The sequence below is a fragment of the Paenibacillus sp. FSL H8-0079 genome (genome assembly GCF_037991315.1).
Lineage (GTDB): Bacteria > Bacillota > Bacilli > Paenibacillales > Paenibacillaceae > Paenibacillus.
The window spans coordinates 4,097,580-4,117,013 of sequence record NZ_CP150300.1; the positions used below are offsets into that span (position 1 = coordinate 4,097,580).

Sequence of the window (19,434 nt, forward strand, 5' to 3'; positions counted from 1 at the left end):
AAAGCAGAACAAAGGTTACTTTTTCCGGAGTGCAATTCGGTCTGTATCAGCCGATATCGCCTCACGAACACAGTATACCAAAGTTCTGCTCAAACTTCACGTCTTATGTTCATTTCACCAGTGAAAATTCGACAAATTGTTTACGATTTCCAGGAAATCTCACCAGAGATGACTAGTGCACGCTCTCCATCGCGTTTCTCTACGATAAGTGCTCCCGAAGGGTCAAGACCGATTGCATTCCCTTCAATGACACCATGAGGATTCGTTACTGTAATCTCGCGATTCATCGATACGGACAGGGCCTCCCAAAGAGCTGAGATGACACCGAATCCTTCTTTTTGATACAAAAAATACAACTGTTCCAGCTCTGTCAAAATGGCAGCCGCGAGCTTGGTACGATCAATAGGTTGCCCCGTCTCCATCTTGAGCGAAGTAGCGATTGTAGTCAGATCTTCCGGATAGTCCTCGGGATCAAAGTTCACGTCCACGCCTATACCTGCAATGCAGTATCTGACTTCATGATCTTCTACTGTGGATTCAAGTAATATGCCGCACACCTTGCGTCCATCAATCAACAGATCATTTGGCCATTTGATGCCTGCATCAGCTCCTGTGCAAGCTCGAACGGCACGACATACAGCCACACCTGCTAACAGGGTTAGCTGAGGCGTGTGCTGAAGTGGTACATCAGGGCGCAACAGAACACTCATCCAGATTCCTTTACCCGGAGGAGAGAACCACTTTCGACCGAAGCGTCCCCTTCCACCCGTTTGCTCTTCCGCAATGACTACAGCGCCTTCGGCCTGCCCCTGCTCAGCTAACTTCAGAACATCCCCTTGGGTAGACAAGGTCGAGGTCAACAGAATCGCTTTACGGCCAAATATGGTTGTGTCCAACGCCAATTGAAGGGCAGTAGCGTCAATGCTGTCCGGCTTCGTGACGAGACGATACCCTTTGCGAGAGACAGCTTCAAACTCATAACCCATGTCACGCAATTTGTTCACATGTTTCCACACAGCGGTTCGACTGATGGACAGATTACGGCTGATCTCTTCACCCGATACGAATCTTCCTTCTGCATTCAATAACATATGTAACAGATCTTCATGCTTGGTCATCTGCAACCACCCGCTTCACTTCTGCACTTAGCGCTTCATACTGATTCGCTATCGTTCCAATCGCCGTCTCTTTTAACAAATGTTTCATCAGTTGACCCAGCCAAGGTCCGCCTTTGCGCTGCACCATCTGCAACACTTGTTCGCCTGTGATATCGAGCTCTTTCAAGTCATGCACAGGGATTGAGTGACTCCATTCGGATGCAAGTTCTTGCACCAAAACAACCTGCAATTCTGCCTGGTCAGGCTGATCCCGCCAGCCTGCTGGCAACAGCGACTGTATCCGAAGCCAATCATCCGCAGCCTGAACGCCACAAGCCAGAACTGTAACGATCCAATCGGAACGCAGGCTTAGCGTATCCTTCTGCTCCTGAACGGAAGTTTGAATCAACTGCTCTACCTGAAGCACCCCTGTTATACGGGAACGATGTTCATTGGAGAATGTCCACTGACGTAATAGAACGTCTGCTTCATCCTTGCTATAACCACCAGCGATCAGGATGAGTGACCACCTAAGCAATACATGCTCGTCTGACAATTGTTCCAGATTGGATAACAACGTCTTGTTGAATCGGCCCGAGCTAACCGGGGCTTTGACGTGCGCAAGCGCGTTACTTCTGTATAACAGCTCCAATCCTCTTAAGGGATGCGGTCCCGACATCATTTTTACCATCTCGGTCCGTACTCGTTCCATCGCTATATGTTGAAGCAGGTCTCTCTGTCTTACAAGACCCTTCCACGTATTATGAGCGATTTTGAAATCAAATACCGAAGCAAAGCGAACACAACGAAGCATCCGCAATGCATCTTCACCAAATCGTTCCACCGCAGAGCCCACACATCTGACGCGCTCTTCCTTAATATCTGCCTGTCCACCGAACGGATCAACGATTGTCCCAGAGACGTCCATGGCAAGAGCGTTCATCGTGAAGTCACGCCGCTGCAAATCTTCCTTAATATCCTGAACAAATTGAACTGCAGCGGGTCTGCGGTTATCCTGATACTCGGATTCTGTTCGAAACGTGGTAACTTCAAAGTAATAACCACCTGAACGCACGGTAACCGTCCCGTGTTGCAAGCCTGTAGGGATACAGTCGTCGAACAGTTCCATCACTTGCTGAGGAGAAGCAGAGGTCGTGATATCCATATCGTCTACAACTCGTTCCAGCAATTCATCACGGACACAACCGCCCACCCAATATGCCTTGTAGCCATGTTCATTTAATCTTGTGAGTACATTCTCACTTTGAATTGCCATTTCACGATCTACTTGTGTCCATTGAACCACCACATATCACCTCTTCTCTTGCCTGTTGTGGTATGCACAGTATGATTTCGCCGAGCAAAACGGTTATCCGCAAACCGGATTCAGATTCGGAACTTCTCTTCCCAGCACCCGGTAATATATCTGTTCATATTCATGCCGAATGGCATCATTACAAAAATCATGATGTGCGCGCTGGAGACATGCTTCCCTGAACTCCGCAGCCAAACGATCGTCCGTCAACAAACGGATCGTGTTCTCGGCCATGGATTGTGTATCCCCGATTGCGGATAAGAAACCTGTCTTACCATGCAGGACCAGTTCCGGAATTCCGCCGGCCTGTGAACCGATCGTAGGTACACCACAAGCCATTGCTTCGAGTGCCACAAGTCCGAAACTTTCCTTCTCTGATGGAAGCATCAACACGTCAGCCATAGAGATGACCTGAGCAATGTCATCCTGTTTGCCAAGGAAATGAACTTTATCATTCAACCCGAGATCATTAATTTTCCATTGCATCTTCGGCAAATCAGGTCCTTCACCAACAAATAGCAGTTTGGCTGGCACCTGCTCCTGTACCTGACGGAAGACCTCTACCACGTCCTGAGTTCTCTTCACCGGTCGGAAGTTGGAAATGTGCATTAATATTTTTTCTTCTGGCGCAGCAAAGTCTCTTCGCAGACTGGCAGCATCCCGCGGATAATATATTCGTTTATCAATAAAATTATAGGTTAGATCGATTGGACGCTGAATATCCAGCAGTTCAACCGTTTCACGAATCAAATCTTGTGATACGGCCGTAACCGCGTCACTTTCATTAATGGCAAGACGGATCAGATCCTTCAGAGATTCATCCTGAGCCAGAACTGTAATATCCGTTCCATGTAACGTGGTAACCACTTTAAGGCCGTCCCCTACCATCTGTTTCGCCAGAAAGGCACATACTGCGTGTGGCACGGCGTAGTGAACATGCAGCAGATCCAGCTGCTGTGACTTAGCCACCTGCGCCATCTTCGTTGCCAGTGACAGGTCATACGGAGGATAACGGAAAACATAATAATCATTTACTTCAACTTCGTGATAAAAAATATTTTTCTGGAACGTACCCAGTCTGAACGGGATACTGTTGGCAATAAAATGAACCTGATGTCCCTGTTCGGCAAGCAATTTGCCCAACTCCGTTGCGACAACGCCAGACCCGCCAAGGGACGGATAACAGGTGATGCCGATTTTTAGCTTTTTATCCATCCTGTGGACGCTCCTTTGATCTCCCGCTTCATGCAGGTTGATATAATGCAATGGAATAATGAAACCCTTCGTTTCATTAAACGTAAAAAAAACGTAAAAAATTTGAAATCGTTTATTGGGCACCCGAGCCAAATTGATGAACCACGAAAGGTGTAATTGTAGCAAAACCTTCTGCAAACGGGATGAGACTGCGTTGTCCGAGCAAGGAATCCCGGGCTCTTACACGTTCAATATACCCTTGATTCAATGGAGTCGAGACCACGCCCTCCCCGAGTTCGAATTGGGAACGATAACAGCGTAAAGAAGTTTCTTTTTGCTCATAGTGTTCCGAAATATCCACAATCAAATCCGTAGGTCCAATGTCATTAATAAAGTAAAAATAAAGTTCCTTCACTTGTACAGCAGGCATATCCGGCATGTAGTTCCGAAGCTTGGCGTTAAATACAGCTTCCTGCACCAGCTTACTGCAATTGACATGATCCGGATGACGATCTTCCCAATAGGGTGCAAACACCATCCGAGGAGCATGACGCCGTATCTCAGCCGTTACCGCCTGTACATGTTCAGGAGTAAGGTACAACCCGCGGTCAGGAAGACCCAGATTCGTTCGACACGAAAGACCGAGGACGCGGGAGGCTTGCTCCGCTTCCTCGGTTCTGCGCTCTACTGTTCCGTTGGAAGACATCTCAGCACGAGTCAGATCGCACACGCCTACTTTCAGGCCGGCAGCGGTATGTTTGGCGATCGTTCCAGCCATACCAATCTCCGCGTCGTCCGCATGTGCTCCAAAGATGAGAATATCCAGACTCATTCGGAATCACCTGAATTCAATCCAGCCTCCGGCTTGTATTTATGTACCAGCTCTCTCCAGGCAAAATCACCACGATCCAGAGCCTTAACCAGAATCTCAGCGGTTGCGATATTCGTGGCAAGTGGAATTCCCTGTACATCACAAAGACGCAGCAACGCATTAATATCCGGCTCGTGAGGTTGTGCCATCAGTGGATCGCGTAGAAAAATAATCAGATCCATCTCATTTTGCGCAACCAAAGCTCCGATCTGCTGATCTCCACCCAATGGCCCTGATTCGAATCGATGAATCTTGAGAGAAGTCCCTTCCATAATACGTAGCCCTGTTGTTCCGGTCGAGTACAATTGATGGTCCGTAAATACAGGCTCATATGCCGTCACAAAGTTAACCATCTCTTCTTTTTTGCGATCATGGGCGATAAATGCTATTTTCAACATGACAATCTCCTTTAGTCGATAAAGTGATCAAATCCGTAGATGAGTCCTGTGTATTCCATAACCTTTTGTACGCCAATCTTAACACCAGGCATATAACCTGCGCGTTCATAGGAGTCATGCCGAATTTTAAGCGACTGTCCATAGTCTCCGAAAACAACTTCCTGCTGCGCGAATACGCCAGGCAACCGTACACTGTGAATTCGGAAGCCGTTGTAATAACCGCCGCGTGATCCTTCAATCGTTTCTTCCTCATTTGGATTACCTTGACGAAGTTCCTCCCGATTGGCAGCAATCAGTTCAGCTGTTTTGATCGCAGTTCCTGAAGGAGCGTCCAGCTTCTGATCTCCGTGATATTCGATGATCTCCACATTCGGCATATGCTTGGCAGCCTGTGCTGCGAATCGCATCATTAAAATGGCTCCGATCGAGAAGTTAGGGGCAATAAGCCCTCCAATTCCTTTATCCTGGCACTGCTTGTCCAACTGTTCGATCTGCTCCGGCGTGAAGCCAGTAACACCCATGACAGGTCTGACTCCATGACGGATCGCGATCTCGGTATGTGCAAACGCATATTGTGGCACTGTAAAATCAACCATAACCTGCGGTTTCGTTTCGGCAAAAGCCATTTCAATATCATCAGTTACCAGTACTCCACACGCTGGCAAACCAACAAGTGTTCCGGCATCCGTGCCCGCACCGGAGCGGTTAACTGCAGCTGCAAGCTCCAGTTCAGGGTCCTGAAGTACCAATTTTACGACTTCACGGCCCATTCGACCAGCCGCTCCGATCACGGCAACTCTAATTACTTCACTCATCTTGACTGCATCTCCTCGCTATGTTGGATCGTATCGTTGAATCCATTTCAACTTAACTTGGCTCTCGTTGTGAAATGAATTCTTACTGTATGGATTTCATACGTTGCTTGATTTCCTGTAACATCTGATGCAGTTGCCCGTTCTGTGGGTCCAACAAAATGGCCTCACGTAACGCCTGAATTGCAGAATCAAATTCATTCAAGTCACTGTAAGCTAGTGCAAGCATGACATGAGCTTCTACGGAAAGAGGATCAAGTCTGACCGCTTCTTTCAAAAGCGTAGACGCTTCCACATAACGCTCCTGTGTTGCAATACCCGCCTGTTCCAATAGCAACTTGGCTCTGGATGTCAATTGTTTTGCTTCCAAAGTGTGCAGGTGTAAAATATACTCCTCTGTTCCTGCCGACAACTCAACCGCCTTGCGCGCATATTCAAGCGCCGGAACGAGATGCTTGCTGCGAGCGTGCGTAATGGAACAGCGATAATATAGCTCCGCATGTTGCGGATGAGCATGAATGGCGGATTCAAACCAACGAATGGCCTGCTCAAAATCATTTTGCAATATACAGCGATAAGCCTGCTGCATATATTCTTCCGGTTTCATCATCAAGCTGACCCTCCCCGATCGGGTGATGGTACAGCATATGTAATCTACGCCTAATCGGTGTTTTTGGGAGTCCACCGATTGGCATCGCGGGTGTTAAATTTATGCATGACTTTATCGTGCGCCTCAGCCAGATCAATACCCAGCGAGTTCGCAAAACAAATCGTGATAAATAAAATATCTCCGAGCTCAAGTTCAATGGAATTGGCGGCTTCGGAAGACTTCTTGGGCTTCTCACCGAACTCGTGATTCACTTCCCTGGCAAGCTCCCCTACCTCTTCAGACATCCGGGCCAACATGGCCAGAGGACTGAAATACCCCTCCTTGAACTGGGAGATATACTGATCAACCTCACGCTGCATTTCTGCGATGCTTTTCTCCATGAGAACGGATTCTCCTTTTGAAATGATGTCGTATTTGTTCCTAATAATATCAGTTATTTAGATTCACTTCCACCATCATCAGCGACAAATCATTTTTAAAGAATCAATAAACAGGTATACTAGGATGGGAATGATTGCTTCTTCATTCTAATTTATCTACAGTGAGGGATCTTATGAGCACTGCCAAAACCTGGATTCAAGTCAAACTGGTTCTGCCCATCCTTCTGGGTACAGCCTTATATGCCTTTGGGCTCCTCTATTTCATTATCCCCAATCAGCTTATGGAAGGTGGCCTTACCGGGGTTACGGTGCTGATCAATTACGCATTCGGCATCTCACCTTCACTTACGACCCTCATTCTTAACGTTCCTCTCTTTCTGATCGGGCTCAAAATTTTGGGCGGCAGACAGATGATCTATACCGGTATCGGCATTGGGGCATTGACCGTTTTTCTATGGTTATTCGAAAAGTTGATTCATCTGGGCTGGATTGAACCATTACATACCGAGAATGACCTCCTGCTAGCCGCCCTATATGCGGGTGTTACCCTTGGAGCCGGCCTCGGCATCGTATTCCGTTGGGGCGGAACAACGGGAGGGTCAGACATCATTGCTCGCATTCTCAACCGTAAGTATGGATGGAGCATGGGACGAGTATTGCTGGGCATTGACTTCGTCATTATCGGACTCTCTCTCATCTACATCCCCAAAGAAAAAATTCTGTATACGCTCGTAGCGGTATTTATCGCCTCCAAAGTCATCGACTTTATTCAGGAAGGTGCATATTCTGCCCGGGCATTTATGATCATCAGTGACCATGCGCCCGAGATTGCGGAACAGATCACACGGGATATGGATCGTGGTGTTACCCTTATTCCTGCTATTGGCGCGTACTCTAAACAAGCCAAGCACATGGCCTACTGTGTTATTTCCAGGCAAGAGTTCAGACGATTGCAGACGATTGTACGTTCTATTGACCCTAGAGCTTTTGTCATCATCAGCGATGTTCACGATGTACATGGAGAAGGTTTCAAAGAAAGTTGATGTAGGTATTCAGAAACTACAAGAAAACCTCTTTTCACATGAAGAGCCGATAGCGTGGCTGTTTATGGGAAAAGAGGTCTTTTTTTAATATACGATGATAAGGTTCATATGTGATTAGCGCCGAAAAGGAAAAACACCCTGCTGCTGCGCACGATATTTACGGTATCCAGCATAACTAAGCGTTGCCACAATAACCGAACTGATGAGCAACCCGGCTGCCCTGCGATCAGGGCCCTGTACAAATGGTACGAAGGCACTCTCATCCTTCTCCCGACCAAATAACTGGTTCACCAGTTCCTCACCATGGCCCACCATGCTTTTTAATTGAGCCAGATCTGGCTGCTTTGCAGTGGTAAGCCCCTTGGTATGAGATAACCAGGCGTCCATCTGAGCAATTTCATACGGTTCACGGCGAATCATCGCGGCAGGACGAATCGTCTCATAATGCTCCTCCAGAACGGCGTAGCGGTTTGCCAGTATGGCCGCAGTTTGACTCTGATTTGTAGCATCGGATAAAGCGTCCAGATCGTTTTTGACGATTTTATAATACTGCAGCCATAAAGGCTTGGTTGGATTCGCGAGACTGTCTGCTGCAAGTCTAAGTTTGGCAGAGGACTGCTGAAGAGAAGAATCATCATTTTTCACTTTCACGATAGCCTGTTTCACTTCAACTATAGTTTCGGACAAGGCGTGAATGCCCTCGACTGTCGTACGCCCCTCAAAGGAGATATGCTCCAGACTTTTACTGATGCGCAGAATGCTTCCTCGTACTTCTTCAATATTATTCTCGAGCGCCTGACGATACAATACGGCTGCTTCTTCATTCAGTTGTGCAATTGAATTGCTTGTGGACACTTGCTGATCTGAATTCGAATTCAATCCTTCACTTTGCGCGGATACACGATATGCTAAGTTCGTCCAAAGCAGCAGAGCCATGAACGATACCACCAATAAGCCAGTTTTGAACCTGAACGTTCTCTTCATGGACATCCCTCCCACCATCAATGTATGGCGGAGCACAGTTCCTTAGAACAAGCTCAAGATCGGATATCAGGTTCTCGTTTCGCTTGTCTGAGCGCAAGCCATGCACACAGAATACTCACCAGCGTCAGTCCGAATGTGAAATTACGCACACCATCGACATGATCGTAGAGGGAGGCGGGTAACCAAGGGTAAATATCATATGTATAATCCATCGTATCGTTCAACAGCGTCCAGACACCTGCAACGACAAGAGCAGCCCAGCGGAAGCCGAAAAAGCGTACATATATAAGAGCTTCAATGGCCATCGCACTATGCGAAGCAATCAACATCCAATCTTGCCAGTGCTGTGTACCGCCCTGCATCCAGCCTGCGAAAATAATCGATACGGCCCACACGCCATATTTCACAGATGTGACCACGGCAAGCGCCTGAATTACATGTCCGATCCGTTTAATGATGATAGACCGTGGTGGGTATAAGATCCATAGCAATGCTAAGGTGAAAAACAAACTCGCTGTTGGACTATCCGGCACAAATACGACCTGCCACACAGGCTGCTCAGCCAGCGTCATTTTCATTTGCTCTCCGTACCAGATGTATCCGTATACCGTCCCTACTGCATTACACCAAAACAAAAGCCACAGAAAATAACGATTGGTCAGAAACTCCTTACTCCAGAAAAACGATAAAGCCACGTTCCCTGCCCCTTCCTTCATCACATGTTGTGCACGATAACGTGCTGCCCCAAAAACACTTCAAAAAACCTGACCGCATAAACGATCAGGTTTCATTGGTTATTTCGATTTTACTGTTCTGCTTTCTGTTTCGCAAGCCATTCAGCCAGATGATTAATTTCTTCATCCGTGACCCCTTGAGCAATGGCATTATTGTATTGAGGAGGCATCTCATTGTAGCCTTCTTTGATAATGGTGAGAATCTCTTCCTGACTGTGCTTTTCACCCACACCTCGAAGTGAAGGTCCACTTGCGCCCTTCATATCAGCCGCATGGCAGCCAATACAGCCGGCCTTCTTGTACGTTTCCATTGCAGGGTCATCCTGATCCACGATGGCCACTTCCTGTTGCTGTCCAGGTGCATTGGAAACTGGTGGAAGTCCCTGTTCATGCCTCTCCAGCGCTTCTTCCTCACGCTGAATGTGTTCAGGCTTCTGTCCACTCGCTTCCAACTCATGTTCGTAGTGTGTCCACGCTACATTCGTCAGGTAAAATACAGCAATGACCGACAAAATCATCAACGATGAAGCAATGGGGCGTTTATAGAAACGCCGCTCCTTGCCTGTGTCCAGGAATGGTGCCAGCAGTAAAGCTCCAAAAGCGACTCCGCTGACCCCCAGTACCCCGAGCAGAACGTAATCGCCCGATGCGTATGGATACTTCAAGTACTGATACAGAAAAAGGAAGTACCAGTCCGGCATAGGAATTACGGATGCGCTCGGATTGGCCGGATAGCCCAAAGGTGCAGGTTCTGAGATCGTGAGAACCAAAATCCCTACCAATACAACGACACCAACCATCCATTCTTTCAGCAGGAAGTTGGGAATAAAGGCTTCTGATTTGCCGGGATACGCCGTGTAATCAGGCGGGGTTATAAATCCCGCCCCTTTACGTACACGTGAATCACCAACAAAAATGACCTTTTTCTCATCATCCTTCTTATGTCCGTGAGCCATTGCGATTCCTCCCTTCTCAGTTTATAGTGGTCCCGAAATGCCCTGTCTGCGGATCATGATAAAGTGTCCGACCAGAAGCACCAGAAGCACTGCGGGGAGGAAGAATACGTGCAGGGCAAAGAATCGGGTTAATGTCTGTGCACCGACAATCGTACCGCCTTGCAAGAATTCTTTAATGATTGGTCCCAGCCAAGGAACCGTATTGGCAATCTCCAGTGTTACTTTTGTTGCAAAATAGGCTTTGTTATCCCATGGTAGCAAGTACCCTGTGAGCCCCAGGCCCAACATGACGAAAAAGATCAGCATGCCGACAACCCAGTTCATTTCTCGCGGTGCCTTGTAAGAGCCTGTAAAGAACACACGCATCGTATGTAAGAACATCATTACGATAACCAGACTGGCTCCCCAGTGGTGCATGCCGCGAACAATTTGGCCGAAGGCTACTTTGGTTTGCAGGTACTCCACACTTGCGTAGGCATTGATAATATCAGGTACGTAATACATGGTCAGGAACATGCCTGACAGAATCTGAATAACAGTAATAAAGAACGTCAATCCACCAAAGCAGTACACGAATGCGGAAAAGTGATGAGCCGGATTTACATGCTCTGGAACTTCATGATCCGCAACGTCCCGCCAGATTGGCGTGATGTCAAGACGCTCGTCAATCCAGTCATAGACATTTTTAAACATCTGCGTTCACGCCTCCTAATTCACTCGGGTGTTCGGAACAATGTCGCCCAGATATACCCAACCCTGCTCTTCCTTGACTACGTACTCATCCAGCGGTTTGGGGGCTACGGCAAGATTCTTCCCTTCCTTGTCATAGTGCGCGCCATGGCAGGGGCAATGATACTCGTCAGGATAACTTTTGTCACTATTCCAGCCTACTGTACATCCCAGATGTTTACAGATAGGTGAGAGCGCATAAATTTTACCCTGCTCGTCTTTGCGAATCCACGCAACTAACGATGCATTACTCAGATACCAACCATCTTGTTGTTGAAGTTCAAAGGTGAATTCTTGAGGCTCATTCGTAATTTTGCTGATTTCAGCTACTTTGACAGAGGTACCTTCTCCCTTATGCTGCAAAATCGGGTCCACCGCAAAACGGACCATGGGAAGGATTGCACCGGCGGCCATGTAGGCTGTAGCTCCACCAAGCGTGTACGTCAAAAACTGCCTGCGTGACATCTCCATGCGGCTTGGCAATTTCAATGAAGCTTCGTGCTGGTCATGCTCACTGCTCATACTGTCTCCAACCCCCTTTTTCAGCCAACTCTCTCAAACGTTTTCATTTTCAGAAATTCCACGACTTACTAGAACATACATAATCATATAGTAGCCCTAGAACACCGTCAAGAATTTGTCACACATTTTTAAGGTTCAATTGTAAGCGTTATTAAAAAAGTGTTGTAAAATTGTCACATTTGTCGCATGAAACTCATTTTTTCCACAATTCTCGTATTTTCTCCCCGACAAATCTCGCAATCCCCTCGTCTCCAACCTCACGTGTCAACGCTGACCGACTCAAAACTAGATCAGCAGATGCAATTTCCACCCCATCAAACTGACCATCTGATGACATAATAACCACATATTTGAATCCTGAAGATTTAAGCTGCGTAGACAAGGAATTTAATGTCATTGACATTTCGGAATTAGCATAATGAAAGGCTGGATACGTCATAATTCTCCCTTTGAAAGGGATTTCGACCATATCCAGAAAATCTCTCAGCCGTTCCAGTGCTTCGGTAGCTTCAACTGGCGACTGCTCACCGCTAAGAGCCGTGTATGGAATAAGGCATGTATCCAGATAGAGTTGCAGTTCAGCCCAGCTGTCTTGAGTCATCTCACTGAATTTCAATTCCCTATATCCCCTTTCTATCCATTTTATTCCCATATTATATATGAGCATATCTTATAAATCCAGACATTCATTTTGGAATTACACATATCAAAAAAGGAAACACGCATCTGCGCATTCCCTTTTATATCAGAAAAGATGTATTGTGCCCATATCAGTTTATGGTCCTCAGTTCATCCGTCAGACTCCGGAAAGCTACTTCGTCTCCGGTAGCTAACGCTTTATCGATTTCCAAATAGAGCTTCTCGCTGCGCTGTTTGCGAAGCGCTTCGTCCCACACCATCTCAGCTGCTAGCCCCAACATGACTTCATACGTAACTTTCATTTTATCCAATAGGATGCACCTCCAAAACGGATTTAAGAGCTCCTATATTCTTTTCCTTTGGTAACATAACCCAGTGAAGTTCTGGACATTCGCTCCAGATCGGCGTCAGTCAGCTCACGTATCACTTTGGCAGGTGTCCCCAAGGCCAGAGTATAGGGCGGAATTTTACTATTCTCAGTAACAACTGAACCGGCCCCAATCAGCGTATATTCGCCAATGTCGGCTCCATTCAACAGAATGGCTCCCATGCCGATTAATGATCCTGTTCCAATACGACAACCATGAATGATCGCTGAATGTCCTACCGAAACATCGTCTCCCAAAATCAAAGGTTGATCTGTGTTGACATGCCCTACAGCATTATCTTGAATATTACAGCGCTTTCCAATGATTATGGGAGCCAAATCAGCCCGCAGGACTGCATTGAACCACACGGAAGATTCTTCTCCCATTCTCAAATCACCGATCAGCTTTGCACCTTCAGCCATATATACTGAAGGGTGTAACTGAGGTTGTAGACCTTTGTATGGAATTATCATCGATATCACTCCTTAATTTGGGAGTGATTTTAGCAACTTGTCCTTCACTTGTCAAACATAATAGGGGTAACGTCTCCGGAGATGGAGCGACAGGATGCAGCAAGACGTGTGCCCCAGGCTGTCATTTGTATAGTCCGGCCTTCCTCATCTTCCCCGATGCGGATCATGCCAAGATGCAACATCATTTTAACAATTCTGTTATCATAGATGGCCTCGGCCGTATCATAATAGAACGGCTGGATGAATGGACCGATCTGACGAAACAGCGACTCGGCAGTTGACCATTCCGAGGCACATTCTCCTGTCCAATACACAATAGAGGACAGATTGGGAATAGCACCTTTATACAATCTTAACCAAAACCTAAATAGCTGTATCATTTCGGCTGTTTTCTCAGCCCCCAGCTTGTCTTCTCCAGCTGGTGATAACCTCAGCGTACCTTGCTCCTCGCGAACCAGCCGATGGTGAAATGCATAGTCGTAGATAAGAGCGAAACGATCCGGGTAATCCTTAAACGAACGACCATATCCGAATCTCCAACCGGCTTTGCCCACCAATTCCTCACTGATGTGCAGATGCTCCATAATCTGCTGTTGGGAGCGACGGTACATCATGCCTTCAGCGTTAAGGGCAATTTCATGCTGCTGAACGAACTGTAGGAACAACTTGAGATCATCCGCTAAGAGATGATACTCATCCCGATACATGGGCGGTTCCGTCGTTTCTGTAATCCCTGCTCGCAAATGTGTAGATAACACATCCCTGAACCTTAATTTCAGATCCTGAGGTACCTGATACAGATATCTGGTCTGCTGCGTCGTCCCATTGAACAACCATCCGCTCTTATTGAAGCGAACGATGAGGTCACGTGGACTGGCTCCAGCCTCACTCTCCTTTTTGTCCATCGATTGACGGGCTATGGCGACGAGTTCTTCCATACCATAGTACTGGCGAGGATCAAACAACAAGTTGTTCAAAAAGCGCTGATCTGCTTGATTCAGTTGACGTACCTGCTGCTCAAAAAAAGGTCTGCTGCCCAATGTAGTGAGAATACTCTGGATGAGTTCATGTTTGGAGTTGGGCTTGCATTCACATTGGTAATAGTCTGCTATTCGATTAAGCTGGCCAATATCGGCAAAAGTAAGCATATCCGCTAGATTCATGGGTCCATCGCCTCGCCCGTTAACTACTTCGACTGCTGATTCGGAGCCTGAAATAGTTTGGTTTTGTAAACATCGTTGACGGAATTCCCACAATCTAAACCTCTTTTTGGAAATCTTTTATGTTTGAATCCATTTCATAATATCTTTAGTGAACTATGAAATTAATTCGTTAATCATACTATGCCTCAAGTTGGTCAATCAGAAGAAAAATGAGAGCTTTGAAATCATATAGAGTCTTTTTTTCCCCATAAAACGCAAAAAAAAACAACCCAAGTTGGATTACTCAGGTTGTTTCGCTGTGTCCAAAGACAGATGTCGTGTGCAATTATATAACAGCGGACTCCAGTCATCACGTTCCTTTTCCAGGATCGTCAGTGACAGGTTTCCAATCCGTTCCGTATACCGATCTTTAAACAAGGCTGTTAACAGGTTGGCCAGAAAAGCTCCATGAGTGACAATGAGTACGTTCTGGTCCGGATAGGCAGACCATAGATCTTCCAGAAACGCCAGTGCACGAATCTGGATATCCGCTATCTGCTCCTGTCCCAGATCGAGCGTCTCCCAGGCTTGGCCCCAGCGGGCAACCCGCTCCTCTGAAGTCAGACCTTCAATCTGACCAAAAGCCCTTTCTTTCAACCGTGCGTCCGGTTCAAGCAAAGGTACATTCAACAGTTTAGAGATAATCTCCCCTGTTTCCTGTGCCCGTGATAATCCACTTGTGATGATATAGTCCCATTGGTATTCTTCCGTCAGCAGACGTCTTCCCAGGCGTTCTGCCTGTTCACGACCTTCTCCATTCAAAGGTATATCAGTCTGCCCCTGGATACGACCCGCCGCATTCCAGTCTGTAAGACCGTGACGAATAAGCCCGATTCGCACTTACATCCCTCATTTCTCCACACGGCGAACGAAAGGTTATTACCTATGCACGCGCACCTTGTTGTTTACGTTTATTCGTTGTTCGATGCATACGTCCAAGAGAAAATAAAGCCATCCCTATTGCTAGTAAAGACAGGGCCATCCAATACTGAGGATAAGCAGGTCCCATGCTCACAACAAAAGGTTCAATGATGCTTCCTCTGTCCGCTCCAGTCATGTTGTACTGATACAATCCAGAAGACGATGGTCCGCTTCCGGCAACCCCTGTCTCCAGAATCCCCGTAGCAACAACCTTGGTTTGCTCAGCTTCTGATACGTTTGGCTTGAACAATGCCATGTACAGAAAGCTGCATAAAAAAATAGCCAGGAACGCGGCAATCCACAAAGACATATGTTTGCGGATCGCAGCAGAGAAACGATTAACCTTTGCCTCTTCCGGCAATAACCATGGAGACTCCGCATAGATCCGGTCCATAACGTTACGGTTCACTCTCTCTGCCTGTTGTTCTGTCACTGGAACCGGGATGCTGTGCAGCAAGATCTGGGCTTCTTCCCAAACCTCAAACTGCTCGGAGCACTCTTCACAACCAGCAAGATGAGCATGAAATGCAATCCGCTGAGGATGAGCTTCCGGCAAGTCCCAGACCAGTGCAAACAGTTCCTGGGCATCATTGCAATTCATCGGTTCTTCATCCCTTCATATGGCTCGTACACCGGTTCGAAGAAATAAGGTTCCAATTGAGTTTTTACGCTTGATCTTGCTCTGAATAATAACGATTTCACAGAACTGACGCTCTGCCCAAGAATATTCGCAATCTCTTGGTAGTCTAGTTGATCATACTCGCGGAGTATAATCGCAGAACGCTGCTTCTCCGGCAAATTGTTAATCGCATCTCTAACCAGCATCACCCGCTCGCTGCGTAGAACAGCATACTCCGGTGCATTCTCCGAAGGAGCCACGGGAACGATCCCGCTCTCTTCAAGTGGAACATTTCCACTGCGCTGTTTGCGAAGCTCACTCAGTACCGTATTTCTCGCAATGGTATATAACCAGGTTGAGAATGAGGCATCCACCTCACGGAAAGAGTGCAGACTGCGGAACGCCTTATAGAAAGTCTCAGAACAGAGATCTTCCGCAAGCAGCTCCATATTGGAACTTTTCAACATATGATATACGAAAGCCAGTATTTTACGCTGATAACGACTCATCAGCTCGGAATATAACTCCAGGTTACCTTCCTTGATCTCTCGAATCAACTGGGAATCCGTCATTTGAGTGCGACCCCTCCTCGCCCATCCATGTGCTTCTCCCCGTTCGACTCTATCCATGTATTACCGAACAGGCACAAAAAAGTTGCGGTTCTCACCGCATATAAAAAGCGTTCAGCGCCATAACTGGCCTTCCCGCCAAATTCCCCTATGTAATGGCAATTTCCCCAACGTTTCTACATTAACAGTATTTATTGTACAACGGTCTGCATCATCCTGGCAAATCCATTGCTATCCACAAAAACCCGACCTGTCATTCATATGCAGTGTTTTTCACGTTCATGACTTCATTTTGAGCCTTTTTGGTAAGCCTTGTTTATATAGACGAACGAAATTCTGAAAAGGTTACAAAAATGTGATATTTTTTTGATCTAAGGTATCCTAACAGATTAAGGAGGGTAATGTAAATAGAGGATGTAATAAGAAGTGTAAATCTTAACATACCGGTAAAGGACCAATAACTTTTTAAAGACAAAAAAAAGACCGCTTACATAAGCGGCCATTGCTCACGTGGAGCAATACAGTTATTGGATAGGAGTGGAGAGAAACCATACTGTACCCTTATTATATGTATACGTTTTCATTTTGTCAACACCTTAAGTAAAATTGTTTAAGTTAATTACATCTTTCGGTAATTCAGGATAATACATCCTTTTTTTCCTGAGTGAGAATCAAATGAAAAACTCCATTATAAGTTCAAAAAAAAGAGGGCTTGCGCCCTCTTTCTCATCTTATATCCACACCTGATAGCCTAAGGAATCCAATAACGTCTTGGCTCGTTCCATATCTTCTTCCTGACGGAAGGACAGACGCATAATGCCTGGCACATCCACCCGGTTCTCGATAATCTCCAAGTTGCTCAAGTTGATGTCATTGGCCCCAAGCTCAGTTGCGATCTTACCAATCATACCGGGCGCATCCTGGACATCGGTATACAGATCAAATAACGGCGAAATCATGCCTTTGCGTCGTTCTGGCAATACACTGCGGAACTCGCGGGCCTGACGGAATGCTTCCTCAATGCCTTCACCATTCTTATGCTCCAGCATATCCGTGAAGGCCGTCATTTGGCTATTCCAGTCCTTAAGCAAGCCCAGCAGTACATCACGGTTGCTAAGCAAGATATCTCTCCAGACTATGGCGTCACTGGATGCAATCCGGGTGATATCCCGGAAACCACCTGCAGCCAGCATTTTATACAGTGGATTCGACTCATTATATTCACGCACCTGATTTACCAACGCAACAGCAATAACATGTGGCAGATGACTAATCGCCCCCACAATGTCATCGTGCAGCAAAGGCTCCACACGTACGATCTGTGCACGCGTATATGCAAGCAGCTCAGACAACCTGCTGTACGCTTCCTCAGGCACATGTTCTGAAGGGGTTAAGACGTAGTATGCATTCTCAAACAACACGGCTGAGGCCGCGTCTACGCCTGCACGCTCCGATCCTGCCATAGGATGACCACCGATGAAGTAAGCGTCGGTCAACCGCACATGCTCGGCACAAGCGGCAATGGAAGCCTTAGTGCTTCCTACGTCCGTGATAATACATCCTTTTTTCAATGGCAGCTTGGAGAGCTGCTCGAAATAGGATTCAAGCAAACCTACGGGAACGCACAAAAAAATAAAGTCGGCATCCTCTACCGCTTCTTCCAGAGAGAGCGTAGCATCATCCACTACACCACTCGCTATGTACTTGTCCTTCAGTTCATCCAAGTGGGCGTAGCCCATCACGGTTACACCTGGCTTGCCTTTGAAGCAGAGCGCAAGTGAACCGCCGATGAGTCCTACACCGATCATTGCAATTTTTAGTTTCATGGGTCCTCACTCTTTCATCGCCAGAATTAAGGGCGTGCTACCGCCTTCTCAGCCAGCGTGTTCTCCAGTGCCGTGACAAATGCACGGTTCTGTTCTGATGTTCCGACGGACACACGAATGTAAGTTGGGTATACGTGGAATCCTGAGCGAACGATAATGCCTTGTTTGAGCAAGGATTGGAACGCATTTGCCGAAGGCATATTCAGGTCAACCATAATGAAATTACCCTGTGAAGGGAAATACGACAATCCGAGGCGTGCAAATTCATTTTGCAGGTAATCCCGATCCGTTGCATTCCGCTTCGAGCACTCTTGAACAAAATCCTGATCCAGTAGTGCAGCTTTTGCCGCAACCTGTCCAAAACGGGAGGTGTTAAACGGTTCACGTACACGGTTAATCAAATCAATAATTTCGGGACGTGCAATACCATACCCGATCCGGAGCGAAGCCAAACCGTAAATTTTGGAGAATGTCCGCAGGATGACCAAGTTCGGATACCGTTCGATCAATGGTATACTTTGCGGGTATGCTTCATCGGTTACGAATTCATAATAAGCTTCGTCCAGTATGACCATCACATGCGCAGGCACACGGTCCATAAAGGCTGTAAGTTCCTGCTCGGAGATAATCGTACCTGTCGGATTATTTGGATTACACACCCATACTGCTTTGGTTTTGTCGTTAATTTGCGCGAGCATCGCGCTCAGATCATGCGTGCCACCTTTCAGAGGCACTTCGATGGACACGGCACCCTCAATATCTGCATTGCTTTTATATACAGAAAATGTTTGATCTGCCATGATGGTCTCGTCACCCGGCAAGAAGAAAGCTCTCGTGATCAAAGCAATAATCTCATCGGAACCACAACCAAATATTAAGTTGTTCCGTTCAACGCCAAGATGCTTGGCAAGAACTCCCGTCAGCTCAACCGAGCTACCGTCTGGGTATATGCTTATATTAGTCATTTCTCTCGTAATGGCTTCCAGAGCGGCAGGAGAACTGCCGTACGGGTTTTCGTTGGAGGCCAGCTTGATGACTTGTTCAAGCCCCAGTTCACGTTTCACTTCTTCAATCGGTTTGCCCGGCTGGTACACAGGCAGATTGACAATCTGGGATTTCGGTTTCAACCCAACCGCCTCCTGTTATTGAAATATTGTTGGACACGAATCAGC

At 46.9% G+C, this 19,434-nt stretch carries 23 protein-coding genes; 1 reads left to right on the forward strand and 22 read right to left on the reverse strand.

What is annotated here, in order from left to right; translation table 11 throughout:
- Positions 1–140 precede the first annotated feature (140 nt).
- From MHI06_RS18195 to MHI06_RS18230, 8 genes are all read right to left on the reverse strand, one after another.
- Positions 141–1,118, reverse strand: coding sequence for a biotin--[acetyl-CoA-carboxylase] ligase (locus MHI06_RS18195; protein ID WP_340398682.1), 978 nt, complete (start codon positions 1,116–1,118; stop codon positions 141–143).
- Positions 1,105–2,403 carry a CCA tRNA nucleotidyltransferase gene (locus MHI06_RS18200; RefSeq protein WP_340398683.1) on the reverse strand — a complete coding sequence of 433 codons (1,299 nt, stop codon included), beginning with the start codon at positions 2,401–2,403 and terminating at the stop codon, positions 1,105–1,107. Before MHI06_RS18200 ends, MHI06_RS18195 begins: the two co-directional genes overlap by 14 nt.
- A 63-nt stretch (positions 2,404–2,466) precedes the next feature.
- The gene (gene bshA, locus MHI06_RS18205) at positions 2,467–3,627 is read right to left on the reverse strand and encodes an N-acetyl-alpha-D-glucosaminyl L-malate synthase BshA (RefSeq protein ID WP_340398684.1); all 1,161 of its coding nucleotides are present in this window, start codon (positions 3,625–3,627) and stop codon (positions 2,467–2,469) included.
- 112 nt (positions 3,628–3,739) lie between these two features.
- Positions 3,740–4,438, reverse strand: a complete 699-nt coding sequence (gene bshB1 / locus MHI06_RS18210; RefSeq protein WP_340398685.1) for a bacillithiol biosynthesis deacetylase BshB1 — start codon at positions 4,436–4,438, stop codon at positions 3,740–3,742.
- On the reverse strand, positions 4,435–4,875 hold the full coding sequence (mgsA, locus tag MHI06_RS18215) for a methylglyoxal synthase (protein WP_017687735.1): 441 nt from the start codon (positions 4,873–4,875) through the stop codon (positions 4,435–4,437). Before mgsA ends, bshB1 begins: the two co-directional genes overlap by 4 nt.
- Positions 4,876–4,886: 11 nt before the next feature.
- The gene (dapB, locus tag MHI06_RS18220) at positions 4,887–5,690 is read right to left on the reverse strand and encodes a 4-hydroxy-tetrahydrodipicolinate reductase (protein ID WP_264927428.1); all 804 of its coding nucleotides are present in this window, start codon (positions 5,688–5,690) and stop codon (positions 4,887–4,889) included.
- An 82-nt stretch (positions 5,691–5,772) separates the two neighbouring features.
- The gene (locus tag MHI06_RS18225) at positions 5,773–6,297 is read right to left on the reverse strand and encodes a tetratricopeptide repeat protein (RefSeq protein ID WP_340398686.1); all 525 of its coding nucleotides are present in this window, start codon (positions 6,295–6,297) and stop codon (positions 5,773–5,775) included.
- A gap of 50 nt (positions 6,298–6,347) precedes the next feature.
- Entirely contained in the window at positions 6,348–6,677 is a 330-nt protein-coding gene (locus MHI06_RS18230) for a nucleotide pyrophosphohydrolase (RefSeq protein ID WP_017687732.1), read from the reverse strand.
- Positions 6,678–6,850: 173 nt separating this feature from the next.
- On the opposite strand from MHI06_RS18230, the gene MHI06_RS18235 reads away from it, so the two are divergent.
- Entirely contained in the window at positions 6,851–7,720 is an 870-nt protein-coding gene (locus MHI06_RS18235) for a YitT family protein (RefSeq protein ID WP_169482478.1), read from the forward strand.
- 114 nt (positions 7,721–7,834) lie between these two features.
- Here MHI06_RS18235 and MHI06_RS18240 read toward each other — a convergent pair whose 3' ends face one another.
- The 14 genes from MHI06_RS18240 to hisC form a co-directional block, all read right to left on the reverse strand.
- On the reverse strand, positions 7,835–8,704 hold the full coding sequence (locus MHI06_RS18240; RefSeq protein WP_340398687.1) for a sporulation protein YpjB: 870 nt from the start codon (positions 8,702–8,704) through the stop codon (positions 7,835–7,837).
- Positions 8,705–8,757: 53 nt separating this feature from the next.
- On the reverse strand, positions 8,758–9,399 hold the full coding sequence (locus MHI06_RS18245; protein ID WP_169482475.1) for a DUF1405 domain-containing protein: 642 nt from the start codon (positions 9,397–9,399) through the stop codon (positions 8,758–8,760).
- Between the two features lie 110 nt (positions 9,400–9,509).
- Positions 9,510–10,394, reverse strand: coding sequence for a c-type cytochrome (locus MHI06_RS18250; protein ID WP_340398688.1), 885 nt, complete (start codon positions 10,392–10,394; stop codon positions 9,510–9,512).
- 21 nt (positions 10,395–10,415) lie between these two features.
- The gene (locus MHI06_RS18255; RefSeq protein WP_017687726.1) at positions 10,416–11,087 is read right to left on the reverse strand and encodes a cytochrome b6; all 672 of its coding nucleotides are present in this window, start codon (positions 11,085–11,087) and stop codon (positions 10,416–10,418) included.
- Positions 11,088–11,102: 15 nt separating this feature from the next.
- Positions 11,103–11,645 carry a ubiquinol-cytochrome c reductase iron-sulfur subunit gene (locus MHI06_RS18260; protein ID WP_062835174.1) on the reverse strand — a complete coding sequence of 181 codons (543 nt, stop codon included), beginning with the start codon at positions 11,643–11,645 and terminating at the stop codon, positions 11,103–11,105.
- 193 nt (positions 11,646–11,838) lie between these two features.
- A complete protein-coding gene (locus MHI06_RS18265) occupies positions 11,839–12,261 on the reverse strand; it encodes a DUF2487 family protein (protein ID WP_340398689.1) in 423 nt (140 codons plus the stop codon).
- A gap of 154 nt (positions 12,262–12,415) precedes the next feature.
- Positions 12,416–12,595 (reverse strand): IDEAL domain-containing protein, encoded by a 180-nt coding sequence (locus MHI06_RS18270; RefSeq protein ID WP_017687723.1) that lies wholly within the window; start codon positions 12,593–12,595, stop codon positions 12,416–12,418.
- A 23-nt stretch (positions 12,596–12,618) separates the two neighbouring features.
- Entirely contained in the window at positions 12,619–13,125 is a 507-nt protein-coding gene (locus MHI06_RS18275) for a gamma carbonic anhydrase family protein (protein ID WP_264927457.1), read from the reverse strand.
- 44 nt (positions 13,126–13,169) lie between these two features.
- Positions 13,170–14,288 (reverse strand): hypothetical protein, encoded by a 1,119-nt coding sequence (locus tag MHI06_RS18280; RefSeq protein WP_340398690.1) that lies wholly within the window; start codon positions 14,286–14,288, stop codon positions 13,170–13,172.
- Positions 14,289–14,567: 279 nt separating this feature from the next.
- A complete protein-coding gene (locus MHI06_RS18285) occupies positions 14,568–15,167 on the reverse strand; it encodes a histidine phosphatase family protein (protein WP_074095634.1) in 600 nt (199 codons plus the stop codon).
- A 43-nt stretch (positions 15,168–15,210) separates the two neighbouring features.
- A complete protein-coding gene (locus MHI06_RS18290) occupies positions 15,211–15,849 on the reverse strand; it encodes a zf-HC2 domain-containing protein (RefSeq protein ID WP_169482466.1) in 639 nt (212 codons plus the stop codon).
- Positions 15,846–16,439, reverse strand: coding sequence for a sigma-70 family RNA polymerase sigma factor (locus MHI06_RS18295; protein ID WP_062835180.1), 594 nt, complete (start codon positions 16,437–16,439; stop codon positions 15,846–15,848). Before MHI06_RS18295 ends, MHI06_RS18290 begins: the two co-directional genes overlap by 4 nt.
- Positions 16,440–17,167: 728 nt before the next feature.
- Positions 17,168–18,262: a prephenate dehydrogenase gene (locus tag MHI06_RS18300; RefSeq protein ID WP_062835181.1), complete on the reverse strand. Its 1,095-nt coding sequence runs from the start codon at positions 18,260–18,262 to the stop codon at positions 17,168–17,170.
- Between the two features lie 26 nt (positions 18,263–18,288).
- Entirely contained in the window at positions 18,289–19,389 is a 1,101-nt protein-coding gene (hisC, locus tag MHI06_RS18305; protein ID WP_340398691.1) for a histidinol-phosphate transaminase, read from the reverse strand.
- Between the last annotated feature and the right edge of the window lie 45 nt (positions 19,390–19,434).

Excerpts from the sequence above, each read along its gene's own strand:
- bshA (WP_340398684.1), bottom strand. The coding sequence starts at position 3,627 with ATGGATAAAAAGCTAAAAATCGGCATCACCTGTTATCCGTCCCTTGGC.
- MHI06_RS18260 (WP_062835174.1), bottom strand. The coding sequence starts at position 11,645 with ATGAGCAGTGAGCATGACCAGCACGAAGCTTCATTGAAATTGCCAAGC.
- MHI06_RS18300 (WP_062835181.1), bottom strand. The coding sequence starts at position 18,262 with ATGAAACTAAAAATTGCAATGATCGGTGTAGGACTCATCGGCGGTTCA.
- MHI06_RS18280 (WP_340398690.1), bottom strand. The coding sequence starts at position 14,288 with ATGAATCTAGCGGATATGCTTACTTTTGCCGATATTGGCCAGCTTAAT.
- bshB1 (WP_340398685.1), bottom strand. The coding sequence starts at position 4,438 with ATGAGTCTGGATATTCTCATCTTTGGAGCACATGCGGACGACGCGGAG.
- MHI06_RS18225 (WP_340398686.1), bottom strand. The coding sequence starts at position 6,297 with ATGATGAAACCGGAAGAATATATGCAGCAGGCTTATCGCTGTATATTG.
- MHI06_RS18275 (WP_264927457.1), bottom strand. The coding sequence starts at position 13,125 with ATGATAATTCCATACAAAGGTCTACAACCTCAGTTACACCCTTCAGTA.
- mgsA (WP_017687735.1), bottom strand. The coding sequence starts at position 4,875 with ATGTTGAAAATAGCATTTATCGCCCATGATCGCAAAAAAGAAGAGATG.
- MHI06_RS18240 (WP_340398687.1), bottom strand. The coding sequence starts at position 8,704 with ATGAAGAGAACGTTCAGGTTCAAAACTGGCTTATTGGTGGTATCGTTC.
- MHI06_RS18295 (WP_062835180.1), bottom strand. The coding sequence starts at position 16,439 with ATGACGGATTCCCAGTTGATTCGAGAGATCAAGGAAGGTAACCTGGAG.
- MHI06_RS18290 (WP_169482466.1), bottom strand. The coding sequence starts at position 15,849 with ATGAATTGCAATGATGCCCAGGAACTGTTTGCACTGGTCTGGGACTTG.
- MHI06_RS18195 (WP_340398682.1), bottom strand. The coding sequence starts at position 1,118 with ATGACCAAGCATGAAGATCTGTTACATATGTTATTGAATGCAGAAGGA.
- dapB (WP_264927428.1), bottom strand. The coding sequence starts at position 5,690 with ATGAGTGAAGTAATTAGAGTTGCCGTGATCGGAGCGGCTGGTCGAATG.
- MHI06_RS18235 (WP_169482478.1), top strand. The coding sequence starts at position 6,851 with ATGAGCACTGCCAAAACCTGGATTCAAGTCAAACTGGTTCTGCCCATC.
- MHI06_RS18255 (WP_017687726.1), bottom strand. The coding sequence starts at position 11,087 with ATGTTTAAAAATGTCTATGACTGGATTGACGAGCGTCTTGACATCACG.
- MHI06_RS18250 (WP_340398688.1), bottom strand. The coding sequence starts at position 10,394 with ATGGCTCACGGACATAAGAAGGATGATGAGAAAAAGGTCATTTTTGTT.
- MHI06_RS18230 (WP_017687732.1), bottom strand. The coding sequence starts at position 6,677 with ATGGAGAAAAGCATCGCAGAAATGCAGCGTGAGGTTGATCAGTATATC.